This window comes from Dyadobacter sediminis (assembly GCF_005860765.1).
Taxonomy (GTDB): domain Bacteria; phylum Bacteroidota; class Bacteroidia; order Cytophagales; family Spirosomataceae; genus Dyadobacter; species Dyadobacter sediminis.
Genome location: NZ_VCEI01000029.1, coordinates 96,075 through 116,140, shown reverse-complemented (window position 1 = coordinate 116,140; position 20,066 = coordinate 96,075). Strand labels below are relative to the sequence as shown.

Below are 20,066 nucleotides of genomic sequence, written 5' to 3'. Positions count from 1 at the left end.
TAAATGAATCCTGCACCGTGTAATTATAATGACTGGTATGCAGCTGCACAGCAACTGACTTTTCAAATTATAATTTACTGATGCTATACCTGCATCAACCGAATATTCCTTAATACCTGCCACTGGGTAACTTCATACATGGAAATATAAAAGCACTGTATATACTTACACCGGCAGCGCACTGGCCCAGTTTATATTCCATCATTTTAGAACCAATAAATATGAAGCACACTTACAAACCTGTTTTCGTTCTGATATTTGCCATGACTGCATTGGCCGCGATTTATGCAGGCAAGGATTATTTACTTGTCAGGCCTGTTGATCCGGCACCTGAAACCAATTTGAAGAACAGATCTCTAACAAAGACACTGCAAATGCCGAAAGGTACAAACGGGAAGATTCAGGAGGAACTTGCAAATAGGGAATATTACATTTCCAGAGATGTTGCTAACGGATTGCTTCAGAGTCCAAACCGGAGGCAAAATCTAAGGGCATATTACAAGTCCGGCGAACTGGCCATTCAGAACCGCATTGATTCCACAGGGCATAATTTCAGGCTTAAACTAACGAATAAAGGTATTTACGCAGATGGAAGAAAGTTCCTTCGGCCCCAATCTGATGCAATGACGGAAAGTATTGAAAATAAACTGCAAATCAGGCATAAAGGCTTTGTTGAAGAATATATCAATAGCAGGGAAGGTGTGCGTCAGAACTTTATCATTGATGCGGCACCAAAGAATACCCGAAAATTACAGGTGAAGTTGTTTGCCGAAGGCTTGAAGGTGAAAGAAACCGGAGCTAATGAACTGCATTTTTTCCGCAAGGGCATAGCAGGAGACAACAAAGAACATTTAATCTATGATGACCTTAAATGCTGGGATGCAAAAGGCAATGCGCTGGATGCTACGCTGGCAGTTGCCAATGAAGACATTGTGATTTCAGTGGATGTACAAAATGCAGTTTACCCGGTTACCATTGATCCCATTATTGCAAATGGTGACCCAAGTAATGCAAATGCAACACTGGAAGTTAATCAGGATGAAGCAGGAATGGGAGCTTCCGTAGCGAGTGCAGGCGATGTGAACGGTGACGGATACAGTGATGTGATTGTGGGAGCACCATATTTTGACATCAACGGGATTATGAACGCAGGCGCGGCATTTGTATATTATGGTTCTTCTTCGGGAACTGTTACAACCGGATTTGTTACATTATCCTGTAATCAGGCTGAATCTTTAATGGGTATTTCTGTTGCCAGCGCAGGCGATGTAAATGGAGACGGATTTAGCGATGTGATTGTCGGCGCTCCATGGTATGAAAGTGATCCTGTTCAGCATGAAGAAGGGGCTGCATTTATTTACCTCGGCTCAGCAACCGGACTTAGCAACATTCCCGCAACTACGCTGGAAGGGAATCAGATTGAGGCAGGACTTGGCAACTCCGTCGCCGGTGCAGGAGATGTAAACGACGATGGATTCAGTGATGTGGTTGTAGGTGCTTTCTACTATGATATTGATCAGGTTGATGAAGGAGTTGCGTTTGTATATCATGGCTCTGCCACAGGTGTCGATATCATTGCGGATCAAACTTTACAAAAAGATCAGGCAGAAGCTCAAATGGGATATTCAGTAGCGGGAGCAGGAGATGTAAATGGCGATGGATATAGTGATGTAATTGTTGGGATACCAGCTTATACTAATGTGCAGATTGGCGAAGGTGCAGCCATTATATATTATGGCTCAGAAACAGGTATTCAGATTATTGTAACAACTACAATTGAAAGTAATGTATCACTTCAACAACTGGCGGCCTCAGTTGCTAGTGCAGGCGATGTGAATGGTGATGGTTACAGTGATGTCATTATTTCGAGCCAGTTTAGTAATAATAATAACGGAATTGTAATCGTTATTGCCGGATCTGCAGCGGGTGCCAATGCAAGTAATCCAATATTTACCAAAACTGCATATTCCGGAACAAGTGCCGGTGATGTAAATGGTGATGGTTATGGAGATATTATTATTGGAGCGCCTTACCAGGAATCAGAAATAAATCAGGAGGATGAAGGTATGGTCTTTATTTTTAAAGGATCTGCTTCAGGGCTTAATTCTACTGCAATATCAATACTTGAAGGTAACAAGCTTGATGCAGGAATAGGCACATCAGTAGCCAGCGCAGGCGATGTAAATGGCGATGGATTAAGCGATATTATTGTAGGTGCCTATCTTTACGATAATGGAAACAATGATGAAGGTGCCGCGTTCATTTATCATGGCTCGGCAGCCAGTACAAGCTTGCAGGCAACAGCGAAACGTGAAGGAGATCAGGCCAATGCCCAAGTGGGCTCCTCGGTTGCAAATGCAGGTGATGTAAATGGTGATGGTTACAGTGATATTATTGTCGGAGCGCCGTCATACGAAAATGCAGGATTGGTAAATGCCGGTGCCATATTCGTGTATCAGGGCTCAGCAACGGGAATTGGTTCTACGCCAGCATTTACTTTAAAAGGCGATCAGGCTTTTGCTTTGTTAGGTAATTCAGTTTCGGGTGCAGGCGATGTAAACGGCGACGGATATGGCGATGTTGTCGTTGGCTCACGTCTTTATGATCAAACTTTGGCAGATGAAGGTGCAATTATCATATTGTATGGCTCTCCGTCCGGGCTTAATGCTGCCACCAAAACAATGCTGTATGGCAATCAGCTGAATGCTTCTTTCGGAAGTTCCGTAGCGGGCGCCGGGGATGTAAATGGCGACGGTTACAGCGACATCATTGCAGCCGCGCCGGGTTTTGACAATAGTCCGGATAATGAGGGTGCAGCGTTTGTTTATCATGGCTCTTCGTCAGGCATCAAAACAACATTTACTACGGTTTTGAAAAGTGACCTTCCCAATTCATTTACCGATCTTTCAGTAGCCCCGGCCGGTGATGTAAACGGAGATGCATTTGGAGATGTTATTGTAGGGGCCAGAAATTACAATGAGGGAGCTGCATTTGTTTACCATGGCTCAAAAGCAGGGATTAATCCTGAATTTAATGTTTCATTGCCAAGCGATCAGGTTGGGGCTGCAATGGGTTCTTCCGTATCGGGCGCGGGTGATGTAAACGGCGATGGGTTCAGCGATGTAGTTGTGGGCGCAATTAATCACAATGCCGGACAAGGCGCTGCATTTGTGTTTCATGGTTCTTCTGACGGAATAAACAGTACAAGTGCAGCAACGCTGGAAAACTCACAAGCCGGATCTTTAATGGGTTCTTCCGTAGCAGGTGCCGGCGATGTGAATGGCGACGGATATAGTGATGTAATTATAGGGTCACTTTGGTACGATAAGGGACAAAGTAATGAAGGCGCTGCATTTGTGTTTCATGGTTCTCCGGATGGTGTTAGTACTGCTTATTCAGCCTTACTGGAAAGTAATCAGGCCGATGCCAATATATTTTCTGTTGCGGGTACCGGCGATGTAAACGGCGATGGATACAGTGAAGTCATTACAGGTTCAAAGTTCTATGACAACACCAACGATCAGGCTGATGCCGGTGCAGTATTTGTTTATCCGGGAAATAACGGAGGCAGTAACCTTAAAAATAATGTTCGCTTATACAACTCTGATCTGGCTACCAACATCAATAAAAGCCAGATTCAGGAGCATGATTTTGGAGTAGGTCTTTTTGCTAAATCTTTTCTGGGCAGAGGTAAAGGCAAACTTGTCTGGGAAACCAGAAAAGAAGGAGAAGGTTTTTCAGAATCTCCCATAACCAACAGTACACAATTTACTGACAAGCAAGGTGCTTTTATCAGTCTTGGACGAACCGGAGCAGAGCTGAAAAATGTAGTAAATAAAAATTCCAATGCGACCAAAATCAGGGTTCGGGTTAAATATGATCCTGTGCTGGCACTCACAGGACAGGTATATGGCCCGTGGAAATACGTATCGGCTTATACCTCTGGAAGTAGCTACAATGCAAGTACGCCTTTGCCGGTTGAGCTGATCAGTTTTACTGCAGATACGCTTGAAAGATCAGTGGAATTACATTGGACAACTGCTTCCGAAGTCAACAGCAAAAGCTTTGAAATTGAACGTTGTAAAAATGCACATGACTGGACACAAACAGGCAGCGTTCCGGCAAATGTCAATACGAAATCCATCAGTTTCTACTCTTTTACGGATCGTTCCGTACTTTCCGGTAAATATTATTACCGCTTGAAAATGATAGATCAGGATGGAACGTATACATATGGCCGTATTCAAACCGTTAACCTGCAATCTGCTGAAATACTTGTCACATTATACCCGAATCCAGTTTCAGACAAAGTACATATCGAGTATAATGGAGAAGACGATGTTCAGCAGGTTCAGCTGATTTCTGAGAATGGTAAAACAGCTTTTCAGTCCGGGGAAGCTGTTAAGCAAATTGATGTAAAACAGCTGCAACCGGGATTGTATATACTGATTACTACTGACCGAAATGGGAGAAAAAGCACGCACAAGCTGATTGTAAAAAGATAATCTTTATTACAGGATTTTGCCTTCGCAATTTTACAGCGTAGGCATTTATTTACTTAGATTGAACTAAGTGGCTTTATAAGTATAGGTTTCCCGTAACAGCCATTGCGGGAAACTTATACTTATCAGAATTTCAGACTTACTATTAGCAATATACGTAATTAGATATTTTCAGAAAATCGCTTTTTTAAATCCGGTAAATTGAAAGAATCAATAACGAAAGAAGGAATTGCCAGCATTGAGTGATCTCATATATCTTCCATTAGTGTAGAAAGCTCAATAATGATTAAAGTACCGAGTGCATTTCCTTCATCATCATACTTATCCACAATGTGAAGAGCAGCATGCTGGCCTTGTTTTTGTAAAATGTCAAGCCGGTCCTTTGAAATCTGCAGTCCTTTTGATTTATGACGTTTTGCTTTGCTTACATATTCTTTTATTTCAAAAGATTTCTTTCTTCCAATTCCGTTGTCTTCAATTCTGCATTCAAATATTTCTTCATTGATTTTGGTAAATGAAATGGTTAGCTTCCTGTCTCCGTTTTTATGCATCAGACCGTGCCATAAAGCATTTTCGACATAAGGCTGCAAAAGCATGGAAGGAAGGACAATATCTTCAGTTTCCAGTTCATCATCAACTAAAATCTCGTAAGAGAAGCTGTTATCAAAACGCATTTGTTCCAGTTGCAGATAAAGATGCAGCACATCTTCTTCCTCTTTAATCGTAATCAGGTTTTTGTCTGAATTACTCAGCACCATCCGGAATAATTTGGAGAATTTGTTCAGGTATCGGCTTGCTTCAGGGTACTTTTCGGTAATAATGCATTCCTGAATACTGTTCAGGCAGTTAAATACAAAGTGTGGGTTCATTTGTGCTCTTAGGGCCATCAACTGGCTGTCAGCCAGCATTCTATTAATCTCCGATAGCATTCTTTCCTTATCCAGTGCCTCTTCCCGAATCTGTGCTTCGGCAATTTTACTGGCGCTGATAGAAGCAATAGCTACAAGGGCACGAACATGTTCTTTGTTAAAGAAATTTTTATGGCTGTGCTCCGAATCAATTACGCCTAACAGTTTTCCCTCATGTAAAATAGGAATACATATTTCAGATCTTTTTGATCGATCGACAGCAATGTAGCGCTCGTCTTTGGAAGTATCCGGAACAACAATCGGTTTCTTTTCTTCCGCTACCGTTCCTACAATTCCTTGACCTGTTTTAAATTCAAGAGGGTTTGTCAGTTCCTGGACTTTTGTATTGTTTAATCCATAAAATGAATTCTGTACGATTAAATTTTTTTTCCTGTTAAACAAGAATACTGAGCAGTCTTCAAAGTAGAATTCGGTAGTACATGTTCGTGCTATATCCCAGCAAATTTCATTCACTGTATTTCCACCATAAATAGAATCAATAAAATAATTGATGGTACTATCAATAATCTGTTTTTGCCTGTTACGTAAATAATGCCGGTACCATACGCCTAGCGAAATGGCAACAAGAACAGCCAATATGGCCAGGAACCACCATGTCTGCCACCAGTGGGGTAATATAGTAACTTGCAATGTAGTTGCTGTTTTCATCCATTTACCATTTGCATCTGTACTGCGAACTTTAAAAATATACTTACCAGGAGGGATGCTGTTGTATGCCGCAACTAAAGACCTGCCGGAATTGATCCATTTTTTGTCAATTCCTTTTAATTGGTAACTATACTGAAGAGAAGGGATATCCCTGTGATTGAGCGATGAATACTGAAATCGGATATAGTTCTGTTCCGGTTCCAGCTGAAGAACTTCTTTTGGGTTGAATATGTGCTCTTTTTCAAATATCCGGACAGAAGTAATATGCGGAGGCTTTTTAACTGAAATTCTGGAGAACAGATACGGATTGATCGCCACAACCTGATCCAGCATGACCAGATAAATTTTACCATTGGAGAATGTTACATAGTTCCAGTAATTCTGTAAGGTTTTTCCAAAATCAATATCAACGTTGGTTACTTCTTTCGTGACAGGATTAAAAAACACCAATCCTTCACGAGTTGCAGCCCATATAAAACCTCTTCCATCCATGGTAATGCTATTTACATTATCCGATGGCAACCCGTTACGGGTATTTATACTGTCAAGAAGTACACCCTGTTGATTGATTTTGATAATTCCTCTGTCTTTGATACCTAGCCATATATTACCTGTTTCGTCTTCTAACATAGAACTAGATAAAATTTCAAAATCATTTGCATTTACTATTTTATTGACAAACAATTGTTCGGTAGCATTATGAAATTTTAGAATTCCAACTCCCTTCATAGCAAAAAGAACGTCACCCTTTTTCGTAACCAGATAACCTGTTGCGTTATCATAATTGAAAAGTCCGTATCTGGGATTTTTGCCATCAAAACGGATGTATTTTTTAGTTTTAGGATTATACCTGTATATAGCATCGTTCCATATCTGAAACCACATATTTCCTTCATTGTCTGTAAAAATAAAAGAAGCCGGTGCCTGTTTTACTTCTTTCAGTCTTTTCAGGGATTTTTCATGAAGAGTGTAAATGCCATCATATCCAGCAAACCACCATGTTTCATTTAATTTAACGGCTTTATCGAACAGATTCCGGATTAATTTCTTTTTCTTCGTTACGGCATACCTTTCATGTTTACGTGTGACCATATTATACTTGATGATTCCATCTGCCTTGCATGCAATTAAATACTGACCATCTATAACAATGGAATTAGCATGCGAAAAACCGGTTTCTAAAAAACTTTTGAAACTTGGCAGTTCATAAATAGCCTGCAAAGGAGCAATAACAGGATTTTTGCTTACCCCATTGATGGTTCCAAGCCATACATTTCCTTCGGGGTCTTCAATAGCTTCGTTGAAAAAGCCGTAGCCAACTGAATACTTCTGGTTTTGACTGTAAGGAATTTTCCTGAATGGCTGTCCCGGAACTTTAAGAAAGCCGGCAAACAGATAAGTTGAAACCCAGATTCGCTCTTTACTGTCAATGAAAATGTTGTTAAATCCATTTAAGTTAATGCCATCCAGTTCGTAATAAGTTGTAACCTGATTTGTTTTATGATTCCAAAAGCTTAGAGATGATTCTTTGTCACTTCCGTACCATACATCAGCGCGTTTATCAACGGCAATAGCAAAGACTTCAGACTGCTTCAGAACAGGAATTTCCGAGGGATTATACTCTTTGCTAAACACAATGTCTTTGGCACAATCTATAAAATAAGTGTTGGAACCTCCAAGCCAGAACCCTTTCCGATGCGGGTCCCAGATAAAGGCCAGTGATGAAAATTGTCTGTTCCGGATAACCCTGGCAGAAGGTATTACTGCTTTTGCTTCATTCAATTTGCTGTTTGCATATAAAAAAACCGCTTTGCTTGTTAAAATCCATGTTCTGTTTTTGTGATCTGTCCTGATGGCTAATATTATTTCATTTTCGATGTTTGTAAAGTTTTTATTTCTGTAAAATTCTCCGGTTAGTTTATTGAAAATTGCAATTCCATTATTTGTTCCAAGCATAAGTTCTTTGTTACTGGATAGCGGCAGGATGGAGGTAATGAAAATATTTTTTTCATTTCTGAACCCCATATACTGCTTTACTGATGCACCGTCAAAGCGATTCAGGCCATTTGTTGTTCCAATCCACAAAAAACCGTCTTTATCACTGTACAGGCTGCGGACTTCCTTTGCACTGAGCCCGTCTTCCTCACGTATGTTCTGAAAAACAAATTGTGCAGAAGTGCTTGTAAATGAAAGAAGCAACAGTAAGTATATAAGAGCCTTGCGTATCATTATTCGTTGAGATTAAACCAGTATAGAAAACCTGGGATATAATTCTCAAATAAATAAATATTAGCAAGGAATTACTTATTAAAAGGTGTTTTCAGGTTATTTAAAGGATTGTCATTCAATAGTTTCGTACTGCTTTTCCAAACAATGTATTTCACATTTGCCTCCTTTTGACGGAGACTTTCAAAAAAGTCACATGTCGAATTTTCTATTTACCGTTCGGTAACCCGAAGATGTCACTGGGTCATTCTTTATTTTAAAATATATGATTAAGCTGCACTTTTAGCATCGTATAAATGCTTAGTGGCACTTTGTCATCTATTATCCATGAACTTTATTATCACATTCAAATCAACATGTACGATGAAACAAAAGCAGTAAAGCAACATTTAAACACAGCCTCTGACCATCAATTTGATGAATAACTATTTACCAAAATTTACACTATGAAAATACAGTTTCTATACACACTTACGTTGCTGTTGTTTAGTCTCGGCATACTTCAGGCGCAAACTTTACCGGGAACCCATACAATTGATAATTGTACCGAGTGTCTTCCTCCCGGCTGGACTGGGCTTTACGGAACGAAAAAAGGACACAATGTATCTAACAAGTTTGTTTATGGAAAGGGTATTCACCCTTCTGCAAATGAGTGGTACTATTACAATTTCATTCCTCAATTACCTACATCTCCATCCGGGCATACCAATTTCATGTCCATTGATAACAACACAACCAATTTTTCTCCGGCCACATCAAAGACAATGATTAAAGGCTTAGTAAGCAATCACTCTTACAAGATTGAATATTATATAAGTGCTGCCAAGGTCCAGTATAACTTTCAATATTACGGTATCGGAAATTATAAAATGGATTTATCATGGTATGTGCAAAGTGCCAAGGTTGAAGCCCGGCCATCTGATCAGCCTCTTGCTCAGACTGGTTCTGTTTTCAAAAATTATTATTTCGGAGGAGGTACAAATGCAGATGAGTGGATTCCGGATAGTCTTACATTTACAGCAAATTCTGATTCTGCAAGTTTTACTATTTCAGGTGTTGGAGTTACTGATTCTCCCGGAGTTGTAAATCTGGATGTTGTAGGTATCGAACCGGTATGTAGTGCCACTAAGAAACAAATTTCCTTATCAACACTAGCTGTTGAACCATGCTTTGGATCGACCTTAGATCTTACGGATATTAAGTATTTGAATGCTATTCCTCAGGGAACTCCAAAAAATCCACTTCCGGGCTTTGAAGTCAGAATCTTTGATAATCCCAACCACACCGGAAATCAGGTAAAAACGGTATCTAAAAGTGGAAAATATTATTACTTCTTTTACGACTCTGTCGCAGGGTGTTACAATACTGACAATTCTACTGCCGGGATAACAGTGACTTTTAAACCTGAACAACAAGTTGATATAACTTTATCTTCCATTGTAAACAAGTGTGCAGGCACTACTGCTGATCTTAATACAACCCATACCAGTACTTATCCCGTAGTGTGGTACAAGACCCCGGGACATGTAGGTACTCAGATTAGCAATCCGGAATCTGTTGGTGCAGGCACATATTACGCTTTTTTCAAAGATCCGGATAATGGCTGTTTTTTTACTAACAATTCCACATCGAAAGTAGTAGTAAACATACCGATTCAGGAGCAAGTAGCATTAAAAGGCAGCACAATAACTAAACTGTGCCCAACTGAAAAAGCAAACCTGACTGGAATGATCGATGGCACCATACCTGCTGGAACTGAAGTACGCTGGTTTACAAACAAGGATCATCAGGGAACATCTGTTACTGATCCAACCGCAGTTGGAGCCGGTAACTATTATCCATTTTTATACGATGTTGTAAATCAATGTTACAAAACGGTACAATCCGGTTTTACTGTCAGTGTGGGCATAGTGCCCGAAGCGCAAGTACAATTGAATTCGGTTACAATTAATAATGAATGTCCAAGTACGGCAGTGGACCTTACAAAGTCAATAGCAAGTACGGTTCCCGCTGACTGGAAAGTAGTATGGTACCAAAATAACGCACACAGCGGAGCACAGGTTAAGAATCCGGCGGCGGTCAGTACCAATGGATCTTACTATCCTTTTTTCTTTAACACAAATACAAGCTGCTTTCAAACAGTGACATCTACTTCCAAGCTGGATGTACAACTGTCAAGATGTGATATTGCTCCTACACAAATCACTTTAAATGCAAAGGTGTTTTTACAAGGCGCAATGCAGGCTGATACCATGCATAATCAGCTTCAGACTTACTTTCCGGATGGTACAGGATTATTGCCTGTTTCAGATCCATATGATGGAAGCAGTACCTACGATGATATTTACAATGTACAGGGTGTAGCAGGAACAGTTGTGGATTGGGTTCGTGTAGAAATTCGCAATGGACTGGACCCACATTTCCTGTTGGAAGCAAAAAACTTGTTGTTGAAAACAAATGGAAAGATCGTTGATATGGAAGGAAGAGAGCCGATTTTTTCTTTTCAGTCCATACCTGTAAGGGTAGTTGTAAAGCATAGAAATCACGTACCGGTCATGAGCAATGCGCTCAACTTTACTAATAAGTCTGTAGCCTATGATTTTACTACGTCCCTGCTTCAGGCAAGCAATACAGGGAATGATCCGGCACAGATGATTCAAGTAAATGGAGTCTGGTGTATGTGGGCCGGTGATGTGAATGACGTACTTGATATGGGGATAGATGCAACGGATTATAATACCCTATTTTTTAGTAATACCAGTGCTCCCTTTGATGTCTACATCCGGGAAGACCTCAACATGGACGGCGGTATAGATGTCACAGACCTGAATATTCTGTTTTTTAACAACGGTATTTCACCGTATTCTACAATATTAAACTACTAATCCACACTATATACATCTAGATCTTAATACTATGAGAAGGACTTTTAGAACAGTTACAAGCTTGTATTTCCTGTTTGTGACAAGCTTATGCCTTGCACAAAAAACACCGATTGACAACCTGGCTCCCGGGCCTCATCTATTCTTTAATGCAAAGAATGTTGTTACAAGCACCGATGTTATACCATCCGTAAGCTTTGATATTTATATGTCCGTAAGTCAGGCCTATGTAGATTACTTGGCTGCCAATGGTACTGAATTTGGCTTACAAAGTGTAGATGTCGCCTGGGATGTTGATTTTGGAACTGACGGAACCACAGGTCCGGTTCCGACAATAACTAATTCAGGGGTAAAAGAAAGTGATCAGATTCAAACTGTCCAGGCACAATTGAATGTGCAAGGAAATTTGCCAGCTGGCTATGATGCCAAGTTTAAGTACACTTTCACACGTACAAAAGATAATGCGCCATTGACCGTGGAACCTGTAAAAGTTGCTTCGGTTAAGGCAACTTTTGGCCCTAACGTAGTTATTGGTACCGTTGCAAATGGCGCTAAAATCCAGCTCAGATGTCAGGAATCAGGTTTTGGAACGGGTCTGAGCGGATCAAAGTGGGGAGATTTGAGCGGTAACAGTCAGAACATTGTTGGAACAGATAACCTGAATGTTCCACTTCCTGTACAACTTGTTTCTTTTGATGCTGTGAAAGAAGAAAAGTCTGCTTTGTTAACCTGGGTGACAACTGAAGAAGTCAATAGTGAAAAGTTTGATGTTCAGCATAGTACAAATGGAGAAATATGGAAAACCATAGCAACGGTAACAGCGAAAGGAGAAAGTAAAGAATCGGTGCATTATGAAGCCAGAGACAACGAGCCGGTTAATGGATTGAATTTATACCGCCTTCATATGATTGATAAAGACGGAAGCAGTGCATTCAGTAAAATTCAAAGCTTAAACTTTGATATCAGGCCAAATGTTTCCGTATATCCGAATCCTGTTTCCGATCAGCTCAATATCCTGTCGTCAAACTGGAATAAGGTTACAGGAGTTCAAATCCTGAACGCGAATGGACTGGAAGTGTACAGTTCCGGTGCCGCGCCTGTTCAAACAATCAATACAAAGCATTTTGCTGCCGGAACGTACATTGTAAAAGTTACTGAGAAAAGTCAGGTCACAAATAGTTATAAAATTGTACTGGCAAAATAACAACTACCAAGAATATCAAGCAATTAGGTAATAATATATTAGAGCAACAGGCATTGAAAACGAATCCCTGTTGCTCTTCTGGCCATAAATAATGATATGAAGAAAAACTTAAAACGGCAGGAAGTAAGAAGGCCGCATCTTCTTTTCTTCGCACTGCTTTTATCCGCATTGTTCGTAGCTTGTGACAAAAAGGATAAGGACGCTGTTTGTGTAGCACCTTCAGTTGAAAAAAACCTGATTGGATTGTGGGATGCATTATTGATGTCCGATGAAGGAACCAAGTATGTGCTGGAATTTAAAAGTGACGGATCGTATACGGAAAGCAACGGATTGCTTTTCGGAACTGATAATTCACCTGTTAATGCTTGGAAAATACAAAATGATTCTATCTTTTTAACAAGCAAATACAACAATCAGACAGCAGGGAGCTATACATTTCCCGTATTAACCAATACCTGTGAAAAAGTAGTCTTTGACATGGAAGGAATTGATAAACTCATACTTACCCGAAAAAAGTAAAAGGTTTATAGTTCAGTAAGGCCAAGGCAAGTACAGTTTGCTTTGGCCTTACTTGTATTTTGGAATCCGTGCCCAAATCGGTTGCAAATATTTTATCATGGCTGTTGACCTTTGACCTTAACGACTAAACGAGCCACTGAAAAATTCTATTTTTCAGTGGCTCGTCTGCAACAGGGCAGATCATAATTTGCTGTTTAAAGATTTTATGAATGGGTTTACCAGTAGGTTTCTCAGGTCTGGAAAAGTCTAGCGTAACTTGGTCATCATCGTATAATTTATCCAAATTTTTGGAAATTAAATTTACTGCCATTATCCACTGCCAAGCCGCCTTGATGAATCCGATTGAGCACTGCTGAACTTACTGCTTTTAGCTTATTCACCACAGCTACTACGTCTTATCTTTTTAGTAACTGTCTAGCGTGAATTGCCGGGAATTACCGGCTAAAACTATCGATTGTACGGCGGATTGCCACAGGTAGGATCTGAATTTTTCTGTTGTCAAAGAGCTGATCTGCTACAAAGTTTATATCACCACCGGAATTCGGAGTAATTGATGCTGTAATATTGCATGTCGTTCCACTTGGTACGCCAGCATTACAGGTTATCGTAAATCCGATAACTGCATGGCCGGACGGGTTGATCCAGTGACTTTCTTCTCTTTCCATCCGCAATCCAGTCTTCTCCACAAATGCTAGTGGCTGCTTTTTCAGCCGCTCAATGGAAAAAACATATAAAGTTAAAATTTGTGGAGAAAAATGGATTTAAAGTAATAAATCAGTATGTTTACAGTGTACTATTTAACTAGAACACTAAATTTCGGGATTTATGATTTATTTTGACCAGGTATCTTTTGGATACAGCAAGCAAAAAAAACTGTTTGAGAATCTGACACTGCATCTGGAGCCGGGCCATATCTATGGGCTTCTGGGGAAAAATGGTGCAGGGAAATCCAGCTTATTGAGGATCATGGCCGGATTGCTGTTTCCACTGGATGGCAATATCCATGTTGGTGGAAAAGTACCGGGCAAACGTCAACCCGACTTCTTGCAGGATGTATTCTTTATTCCCGAAGAAATCTATCTTCCGTCTGTGACTATTGACAAATACCTGGAAATGCTTGCTCCTTTTTATCCGAAATTCGATGAACAGCAATTCAGGCAGGATATTACCGAACTGGACATTCCGGAAAGTAACAAACTAACCAACATTTCATTCGGTCAGAAGAAGAAGTTTCTGATTGCCTTTGCGCTGGCTGCCAATACAAAGGTTTTGATTATGGATGAGCCAACCAACGGGCTGGATATTCCTTCCAAAAGCCAGTTCAGGAAACTGGTATCCTCGGCTCTGGACAAAAACAGGCTGATCCTCATTTCAACGCATCAGGTCCGGGATCTGGATAACTTGATCGATGCAGTCATCATTCTGGAAAACAGCAGGATATTGCTTCGCCATAGTCTGGATACTGTAACGGAACGTTTGTGTTTTGGCAACCTAAGCCATGTGGAACTGGATAAACGGGTTTTGTACTCAGAACCTTCCATTCGCGGCTATAAAGCTGTTTTTGAAAATTCGGAACAAGTGGAAAGCCGTATTGATCTGGAACAACTGTTTAATGCTGTTATGGAGAACCCCGCGCGTATTCAGAAACTATTTAATGATTAGTCAGAAAGTTAATAGGATGAACCAGACATTTAACATTCACCGGTTTACATTGATGCTGCGGTTCGATGTTGCCGAAAAAGGGAAAACGTATCTTTTCACAGCTGCTCTCTTGCTGGCTCTGCTGGTTTTGCTCATGCTGCCGGTAGGTTTATCGACGCAGTACAACAATATGAAGGAACTACTTCACATTCTGGCGTTATTCATGATTGTACTTTTTGGTACCAGTCTGTACACCAGCAGCGCTTTTACCCAATATGCAGCGCCATCAACCGGAATTGCTGCCATTATGGTTCCTGCTTCAAGAATCGAGAAATTCTTGTCCGCATTATTGCTTAACCTTGTTTTCATCATTCCTTTTGTGATTATTTTCTGGAAGTTGCATTACGGAACGATCGCGTATGCCAATGCGCATTTACCCGCGGGCGGACCTAAATTCAACAGGATTCCGGAGTTTGTTCTGCAATATGCCTTTCAGTATTATTTCCTGATTCACGCATTTGTATTCCTGGGTTCGCTTTATTTTACCAAAGCATCTTACCTGAAAACGGCAGCGATTGTCATCGGAAGTTTTCTGGCAATTGGTCTGCTGCACATTGGCCTGGGTTATTATCTTACATCGTTCCCTTCCAAACTGGTTGCATTTCCTATTACAGGATGGAGCATCTGGCTTTATCCTGACGCTGATGCAGGCCGCAGGGTTACTGAATTTTATCAGGTAAAGTTGCCGGAGAATGTATATACATTCATTCAGTTGTTTCCCGCATGGATTGTACTTGTATTATGGTTTGCCACTTATCTCCGGCTGAGAGAAAAGGAGATCTAAAAAAAGTCAGAAATGGAATTTAAAGATAAACAGTCGATATATCTTCAGATAGCAGACTATATCTGTGAACAGATATTACTCGGAAAATGGCCGCCTGGAGAACGGATTCCTTCTATCCGGGATCTCGCAGCCATGATGGAAGTTAACCCCAATACTGTTATGCGGACTTACGAATTTCTTCAGAACAAGGAAATCATATTCAATAAAAGAGGAATCGGCTATTCGGCAGATGAAAATGCCGCAGGTAAAATCCTTGTTTACCGTAAAGAACGTTTTCTCGAGACTGAATTGCCCGATGTTTTCCGGACGCTCTATTTGCTTGATATCAGCATGGAAGAATTCAGTTCACTGTATACAAAGTTCATTGCAGAAACTTTCCCGGTCACAACTTAAATCCTTTAACTATGAAACGCAGCAATCTTGTGCTTTCGGTGCTATTCGCACTGATATTGATAATCACCGTCGGCGCCAACCTGATCCTGAAAGCCGAATATGACAAGATAGACAAAAAGGACCCTCTGGCAAGCTATTCAAAAACAGCGTTGCCAGCATTTCACTATCTGAAACTGAATGGAAAGACCTTCGGGGTAACGCAGATTCAGCAGGGAAATGCCCATGAACTGCGTATAATTGCCGATCCGAAATATTTTAGATGGAAAGTAACCGGAGATACATTACAATTCACTTATCTGAGAGACTGGGAGAAAAACGGAGCGGAGAAAGATTACGAGCTTCGGGCAACGCCTACGTTTTACATTATAGCGCCATCCGTGACCCGCATTGTTTCCAACGATGCCATTTTGAAAGTCAACGGCTGGAAGAATAAAAATATGGAAATTGTTATGAACGGAGGTGCCGTTGAATTTTCAAAAAACAAAATAGAAGACTTGAAACTCCACTTGAATACAGATGTGCTCAGCAAAATAGATGGTGGAAATTCTTTTGGAAAAGCCAGCTTCAAGGTCAGGGACAACAGCACATTGATTGTGGAAAAAAATATATTTCGGACATTGGACATAAAAGTGGATAGCACGGCTCACATAAGCCTTCCGGGAGATTTGTTGCATAAACTACCTTAATTCCGGAGGAAACCATAAATACAATAGCACACGTCACCGGCATTTTCGTTTCTATGGCCAGAGGAATTGTGAAATTGCATGAGTTGGTCTGTAAAATGGAATAGGCACATCCGGGCATAAAAACAAGCATAGAGAAATTTCTGCGGAGAAGCAAATCCATACTGATCCGCTTTTCAACAGTTGATAAACCGTCAATCCAGATAGTCTGCATTCAAAAGCCCGTTCCCCCCGGAACGGGCTTTTCTTTTTAACCCTGTTTCAACTCCTCGTTTACTTCACTTTTTACATTTTGTTTCTCATATCTCGCATGCTGCATCTCACATTTTACCCTTCTGTCGATTTAATCCAGCATTAACCCTCGCTTAACGTCCTGGTAATATCAGGTGCCTACTTTCGCACTCCAATTACAATCCCTTTTAAAAACGAACAAAACATGATCAGATTAATTACCGCATTTTTTGCGCTCTGCATTTTATTATGCACAGCTCCACCGCGCACTTACGGGCAGGGCAATGAAGCGACGATCACAGGAAAAGTATCAGAATCGAAGGCCGGGGGCATTGTCGGCGCTACGGTTATTGTCCGCAATGAATCCACCGGTTTTCAGGCGGGTACGGTAACGGACATCAACGGTGACTACATCATCAAGCAGCTTCCGCTTGGTTCGCCCTATTCCGTCAGCGTTTCATATGTGGGATACGGAGAGCAGAAAAAGAGCGGCTATGCATTGAACCAGGGCGATCAGTTGCGGCTCAACTTTGCACTGGAAACAGACGCTACCGAACTGCAGGCCGTTGATATCAAAGCCAGTTCTCTTAAAAATACCGTCATGACGCTCGGCTCTTCCACACCGATCTCGGCAAGAGACATCGGAAGATTACCCGTAAACGGCCGGAATTTTACTTCTCTCATCGACTTGTCACCGCTTAGCAACGGAAGCAGCCTGGGCGGCCAGCTGGCATCATCCACCAATTACACGATTGACGGCATGACTTCCCGCGGTACTATTGCGGGCGGAAGCACACAGAGTGCCTATTCCATTTCCATGGAAGCAATCCGCGAATTTAAAGTTGTAACCAACGAATATGACGTAACCATGGGCCGGGCCGGTGGCGGTACGATCAGTACGGTAACAAAATCAGGAACAAACCAGCTTTCGGGAAGTGCATTCACATTCGGCAGAACCGACTGGCTTTCCAGCCCTTACGACCTTCGCGGTAACAAAAGAACACAGCAGTTTTCTACTTATCAGTACGGATTCTCCCTGGGCGGGCCGATTATCCGCGACAAGGCGCATTTCTTCGTTGCATGGGACCATCAGGCCGACTCGCGTCCGCTTTACATTGCCAACAACCTCTCGCCGGCCGATGTAGCGGCCAACCGCGTCACGACTGAAACACTGGAAGAATTCAGCGCCATTGCACGCAGCAAGTACGGCATGTCGGATGCACCTCAGTACGGCGCATTTGACAAGAGAAAAGGTACGGATGCTGTATTTGCACGTATTGACTGGCAGCTGAACTCCAAAAACCTGCTTACGCTGCGCAATAACTTTGTACGTGAAGACGACAAGCTTTCGGAAGGTGACAATTCGGGTATCAACTTCTATGAATCCTATATCAACCGTAAAAAGTTTGACAACAGCATCATGGCATCGTTACGTACGATCCTGAGTCCGAAAATCACGAATGAAGTCAAATTGCAGCATTTTTATGAAGATGTGGCTGTAATTCCAAGCGATGAGCTGCCGGCACAAGGCATTCCGCGCGCCATTGTCGAGAACGTTGAATCCGTTTCAGGAACAAACACTTATTTCAACTCCATTCAGATCGGCGGACAACGTTTTTCACCGGAATGGTTTAAAGGAAACGTTCTTCAGCTTGTCGATAATTTTTACTACAACACCGGAAAAATCAACTTTACTTTCGGCGTTGACCTGATGTACAACCAGATGCATTCACGTTACGGAAGCGAAATGAACGGCCGTTTTTACTTTACCGGTCTTGAAAACTTCAATAACCTGAAACCATACCGGTATGCACGCGAAATCTACATGTCGGAGGACGAAAGCCAGAAAGTACGTTCTTTAAGCTCGGGCTTGTATGCACAAATGGAAACCCGCCTCGGTTTGGGACTTGAAATGACAGCCGGTCTTCGCCTGGATCATACGACTTACCTGAACCGCGCCAATTTCAGCCAGGTCGTTTACGATCAGCTCAAAATTCGCACGGATAATAAAATCAATACTTTGCAATTGCAGCCGCGTGTGCAGTTTACATGGGATGTCAATGATCAGAGCAAGGACGTGATCCGTTTTGGTGCGGGTGTGTTCGGCTCGGCACTGAACCCGTACTCGATGGTAAACAATATGCTTTTTGACGGCTCCAAAGTAGCTTCCGTAGAAATTCAGGGTGATCTTGTACCCACACCGAATTTCCCGAGCTACCGCAATGATCCTTCTACCGCGCCGGGTGCGGAACTGTTTAACATACCGGGCATTGAGCGGCTGATCACGATCAATACCAACAGTCCGGATGCAAAAGTACCGGTGGTTTATAAGACTAACTTTTCTTACAATCACTTTTTCAGCGATCGTCTGCGCATCGGGGTAAGCGGATATGCATCATGGGCACGTAACAATTACATGTATCTGGACCGCAATATGGTGGATGAACCGTTCTTCCGGATTGAAGCAGAAGCAAACCGCGGCGTGTACGTTCCGGCTGCAAGCATCAATGCCACCAACGGTGCTACAAACTGGCTGAGCGGCCGTAAAACAAATCAGGTCGGCCGCGTGCTGGAACTGGTGAGCGAAGGCAAGAAAAACCAGTATGCCGTTGTGATTGACGGGACTTACCGCTATTTCCGTGACGGACAAATCACTGCTTCCTATACGTGGAACGACTCCAAAGACAACACTTCGTATAACGGTAACGTGGCCAACACGGCTACCCTCGACCAGATGGTTGTGGACGATCCGCGCGACCTGAGCAAAATGTCGTATGCAAACAATCAGTTCCGACAGAAAGTGGTATTCTATGGAACGGCGCCAAGTTTCTGGGGCATAACAGTAGGGCTTCGTTACTCGGGAATTGGCGGAACGCGCTACACGCTGGCAGTAAGCGGAAACATGAACGGAGATTTTGTATCGTCCAATGACCTTGCTTTCGTGTATAATCCTGCGAATACCGCCACACCGGAATATCTGCGTACGGGAATCCAGGCTATTCTGGACAATCCGGAAGCAGAAGAAAGCATCAAGCGTTACATCCGTGAAAATGCCGGCAAAGTGGCGGAGCGTAACGGCGGTGTCAACGACTTTTACGGTGTGTTCGATCTGCGGCTTGCAAAACGTTTCAGAATTTACAAAAATCATGGCATAGAAGCATCCGTTGATATTTTCAATGTTGCCAACATGCTTAACAAAGACTGGGGTGTGGGAAATAACCTTGGCAAGCAGAATCTTCTGACGATCCGCAGTTTCGACAAGACCAAAGAAGGATTTGTATATAATGTAAATAAAGGTGCGGGCGTATCCAGCCTGAACGGAAATCCTTATCAGGTACAGCTTGGCCTCCGATATGCCTTTTAA

General features: G+C 41.9%; 11 protein-coding genes. 9 read left to right on the top strand and 2 right to left on the bottom strand.

What is annotated here, in order from left to right:
• The first annotated feature begins 221 nt into the window (after nt 1-221).
• On the top strand, nt 222-4,505 hold the full coding sequence (locus FEM55_RS19930) for an FG-GAP-like repeat-containing protein (protein WP_138283162.1): 4,284 nt from the start codon (nt 222-224) through the stop codon (nt 4,503-4,505).
• Nucleotides 4,506-4,750: 245 nt separating this feature from the next.
• Here the strand turns inward: FEM55_RS19930 and FEM55_RS25515 are convergent, their stop codons facing one another.
• Nucleotides 4,751-8,308, bottom strand: coding sequence for a sensor histidine kinase (locus tag FEM55_RS25515; protein ID WP_138283161.1), 3,558 nt, complete (start codon nt 8,306-8,308; stop codon nt 4,751-4,753).
• 443 nt (nt 8,309-8,751) lie between these two features.
• Here FEM55_RS25515 and FEM55_RS19920 point away from each other — a divergent pair, with 443 nt between their 5' ends.
• The 3 genes from FEM55_RS19920 to FEM55_RS19910 all read left to right on the top strand — a co-directional run bounded on the left by FEM55_RS19920 (nt 8,752) and on the right by FEM55_RS19910 (nt 12,910).
• Nucleotides 8,752-11,190: a hypothetical protein gene (locus tag FEM55_RS19920; RefSeq protein WP_138283160.1), complete on the top strand. Its 2,439-nt coding sequence runs from the start codon at nt 8,752-8,754 to the stop codon at nt 11,188-11,190.
• 31 nt (nt 11,191-11,221) lie between these two features.
• Nucleotides 11,222-12,391, top strand: a complete 1,170-nt coding sequence (locus FEM55_RS19915) for a T9SS type A sorting domain-containing protein (protein WP_138283159.1) — start codon at nt 11,222-11,224, stop codon at nt 12,389-12,391.
• A gap of 96 nt (nt 12,392-12,487) precedes the next feature.
• The gene (locus tag FEM55_RS19910; RefSeq protein ID WP_138283158.1) at nt 12,488-12,910 is read left to right on the top strand and encodes a hypothetical protein; all 423 of its coding nucleotides are present in this window, start codon (nt 12,488-12,490) and stop codon (nt 12,908-12,910) included.
• A 434-nt stretch (nt 12,911-13,344) separates the two neighbouring features.
• On the opposite strand, the gene FEM55_RS25035 is transcribed toward FEM55_RS19910, so the two are convergent.
• Entirely contained in the window at nt 13,345-13,575 is a 231-nt protein-coding gene (locus FEM55_RS25035; RefSeq protein WP_171036616.1) for a hypothetical protein, read from the bottom strand.
• Nucleotides 13,576-13,735: 160 nt separating this feature from the next.
• On the opposite strand from FEM55_RS25035, the gene FEM55_RS19905 reads away from it, so the two are divergent.
• From FEM55_RS19905 to FEM55_RS19885, 5 genes are all read left to right on the top strand, one after another.
• Complete coding sequence (locus FEM55_RS19905; RefSeq protein WP_138283157.1) at nt 13,736-14,572, top strand: ABC transporter ATP-binding protein; 837 nt, start codon at nt 13,736-13,738, stop codon at nt 14,570-14,572.
• Nucleotides 14,573-14,588: 16 nt separating this feature from the next.
• On the top strand, nt 14,589-15,395 hold the full coding sequence (locus tag FEM55_RS19900; RefSeq protein WP_138283156.1) for a hypothetical protein: 807 nt from the start codon (nt 14,589-14,591) through the stop codon (nt 15,393-15,395).
• A 12-nt stretch (nt 15,396-15,407) separates the two neighbouring features.
• Nucleotides 15,408-15,788, top strand: a complete 381-nt coding sequence (locus FEM55_RS19895; protein ID WP_138283155.1) for a GntR family transcriptional regulator — start codon at nt 15,408-15,410, stop codon at nt 15,786-15,788.
• An 11-nt stretch (nt 15,789-15,799) separates the two neighbouring features.
• On the top strand, nt 15,800-16,474 hold the full coding sequence (locus tag FEM55_RS19890; protein WP_138283154.1) for a hypothetical protein: 675 nt from the start codon (nt 15,800-15,802) through the stop codon (nt 16,472-16,474).
• A gap of 433 nt (nt 16,475-16,907) precedes the next feature.
• Complete coding sequence (locus FEM55_RS19885) at nt 16,908-20,066, top strand: TonB-dependent receptor (protein ID WP_138283153.1); 3,159 nt, start codon at nt 16,908-16,910, stop codon at nt 20,064-20,066.

What these genes read in the sequence shown, in the direction of transcription:
- FEM55_RS19930 (WP_138283162.1), top strand. Translation starts at nt 222, where the DNA reads ATGAAGCACACTTACAAACCTGTTTTCGTTCTGATATTTGCCATGACT.
- FEM55_RS19905 (WP_138283157.1), top strand. Translation starts at nt 13,736, where the DNA reads ATGATTTATTTTGACCAGGTATCTTTTGGATACAGCAAGCAAAAAAAA.
- FEM55_RS19890 (WP_138283154.1), top strand. Translation starts at nt 15,800, where the DNA reads ATGAAACGCAGCAATCTTGTGCTTTCGGTGCTATTCGCACTGATATTG.
- FEM55_RS19910 (WP_138283158.1), top strand. Translation starts at nt 12,488, where the DNA reads ATGAAGAAAAACTTAAAACGGCAGGAAGTAAGAAGGCCGCATCTTCTT.
- FEM55_RS19915 (WP_138283159.1), top strand. Translation starts at nt 11,222, where the DNA reads ATGAGAAGGACTTTTAGAACAGTTACAAGCTTGTATTTCCTGTTTGTG.
- FEM55_RS19885 (WP_138283153.1), top strand. Translation starts at nt 16,908, where the DNA reads ATGATCAGATTAATTACCGCATTTTTTGCGCTCTGCATTTTATTATGC.
- FEM55_RS19895 (WP_138283155.1), top strand. Translation starts at nt 15,408, where the DNA reads ATGGAATTTAAAGATAAACAGTCGATATATCTTCAGATAGCAGACTAT.
- FEM55_RS19900 (WP_138283156.1), top strand. Translation starts at nt 14,589, where the DNA reads ATGAACCAGACATTTAACATTCACCGGTTTACATTGATGCTGCGGTTC.
- FEM55_RS25035 (WP_171036616.1), bottom strand. Translation starts at nt 13,575, where the DNA reads ATGGAAAGAGAAGAAAGTCACTGGATCAACCCGTCCGGCCATGCAGTT.
- FEM55_RS25515 (WP_138283161.1), bottom strand. Translation starts at nt 8,308, where the DNA reads ATGATACGCAAGGCTCTTATATACTTACTGTTGCTTCTTTCATTTACA.
- FEM55_RS19920 (WP_138283160.1), top strand. Translation starts at nt 8,752, where the DNA reads ATGAAAATACAGTTTCTATACACACTTACGTTGCTGTTGTTTAGTCTC.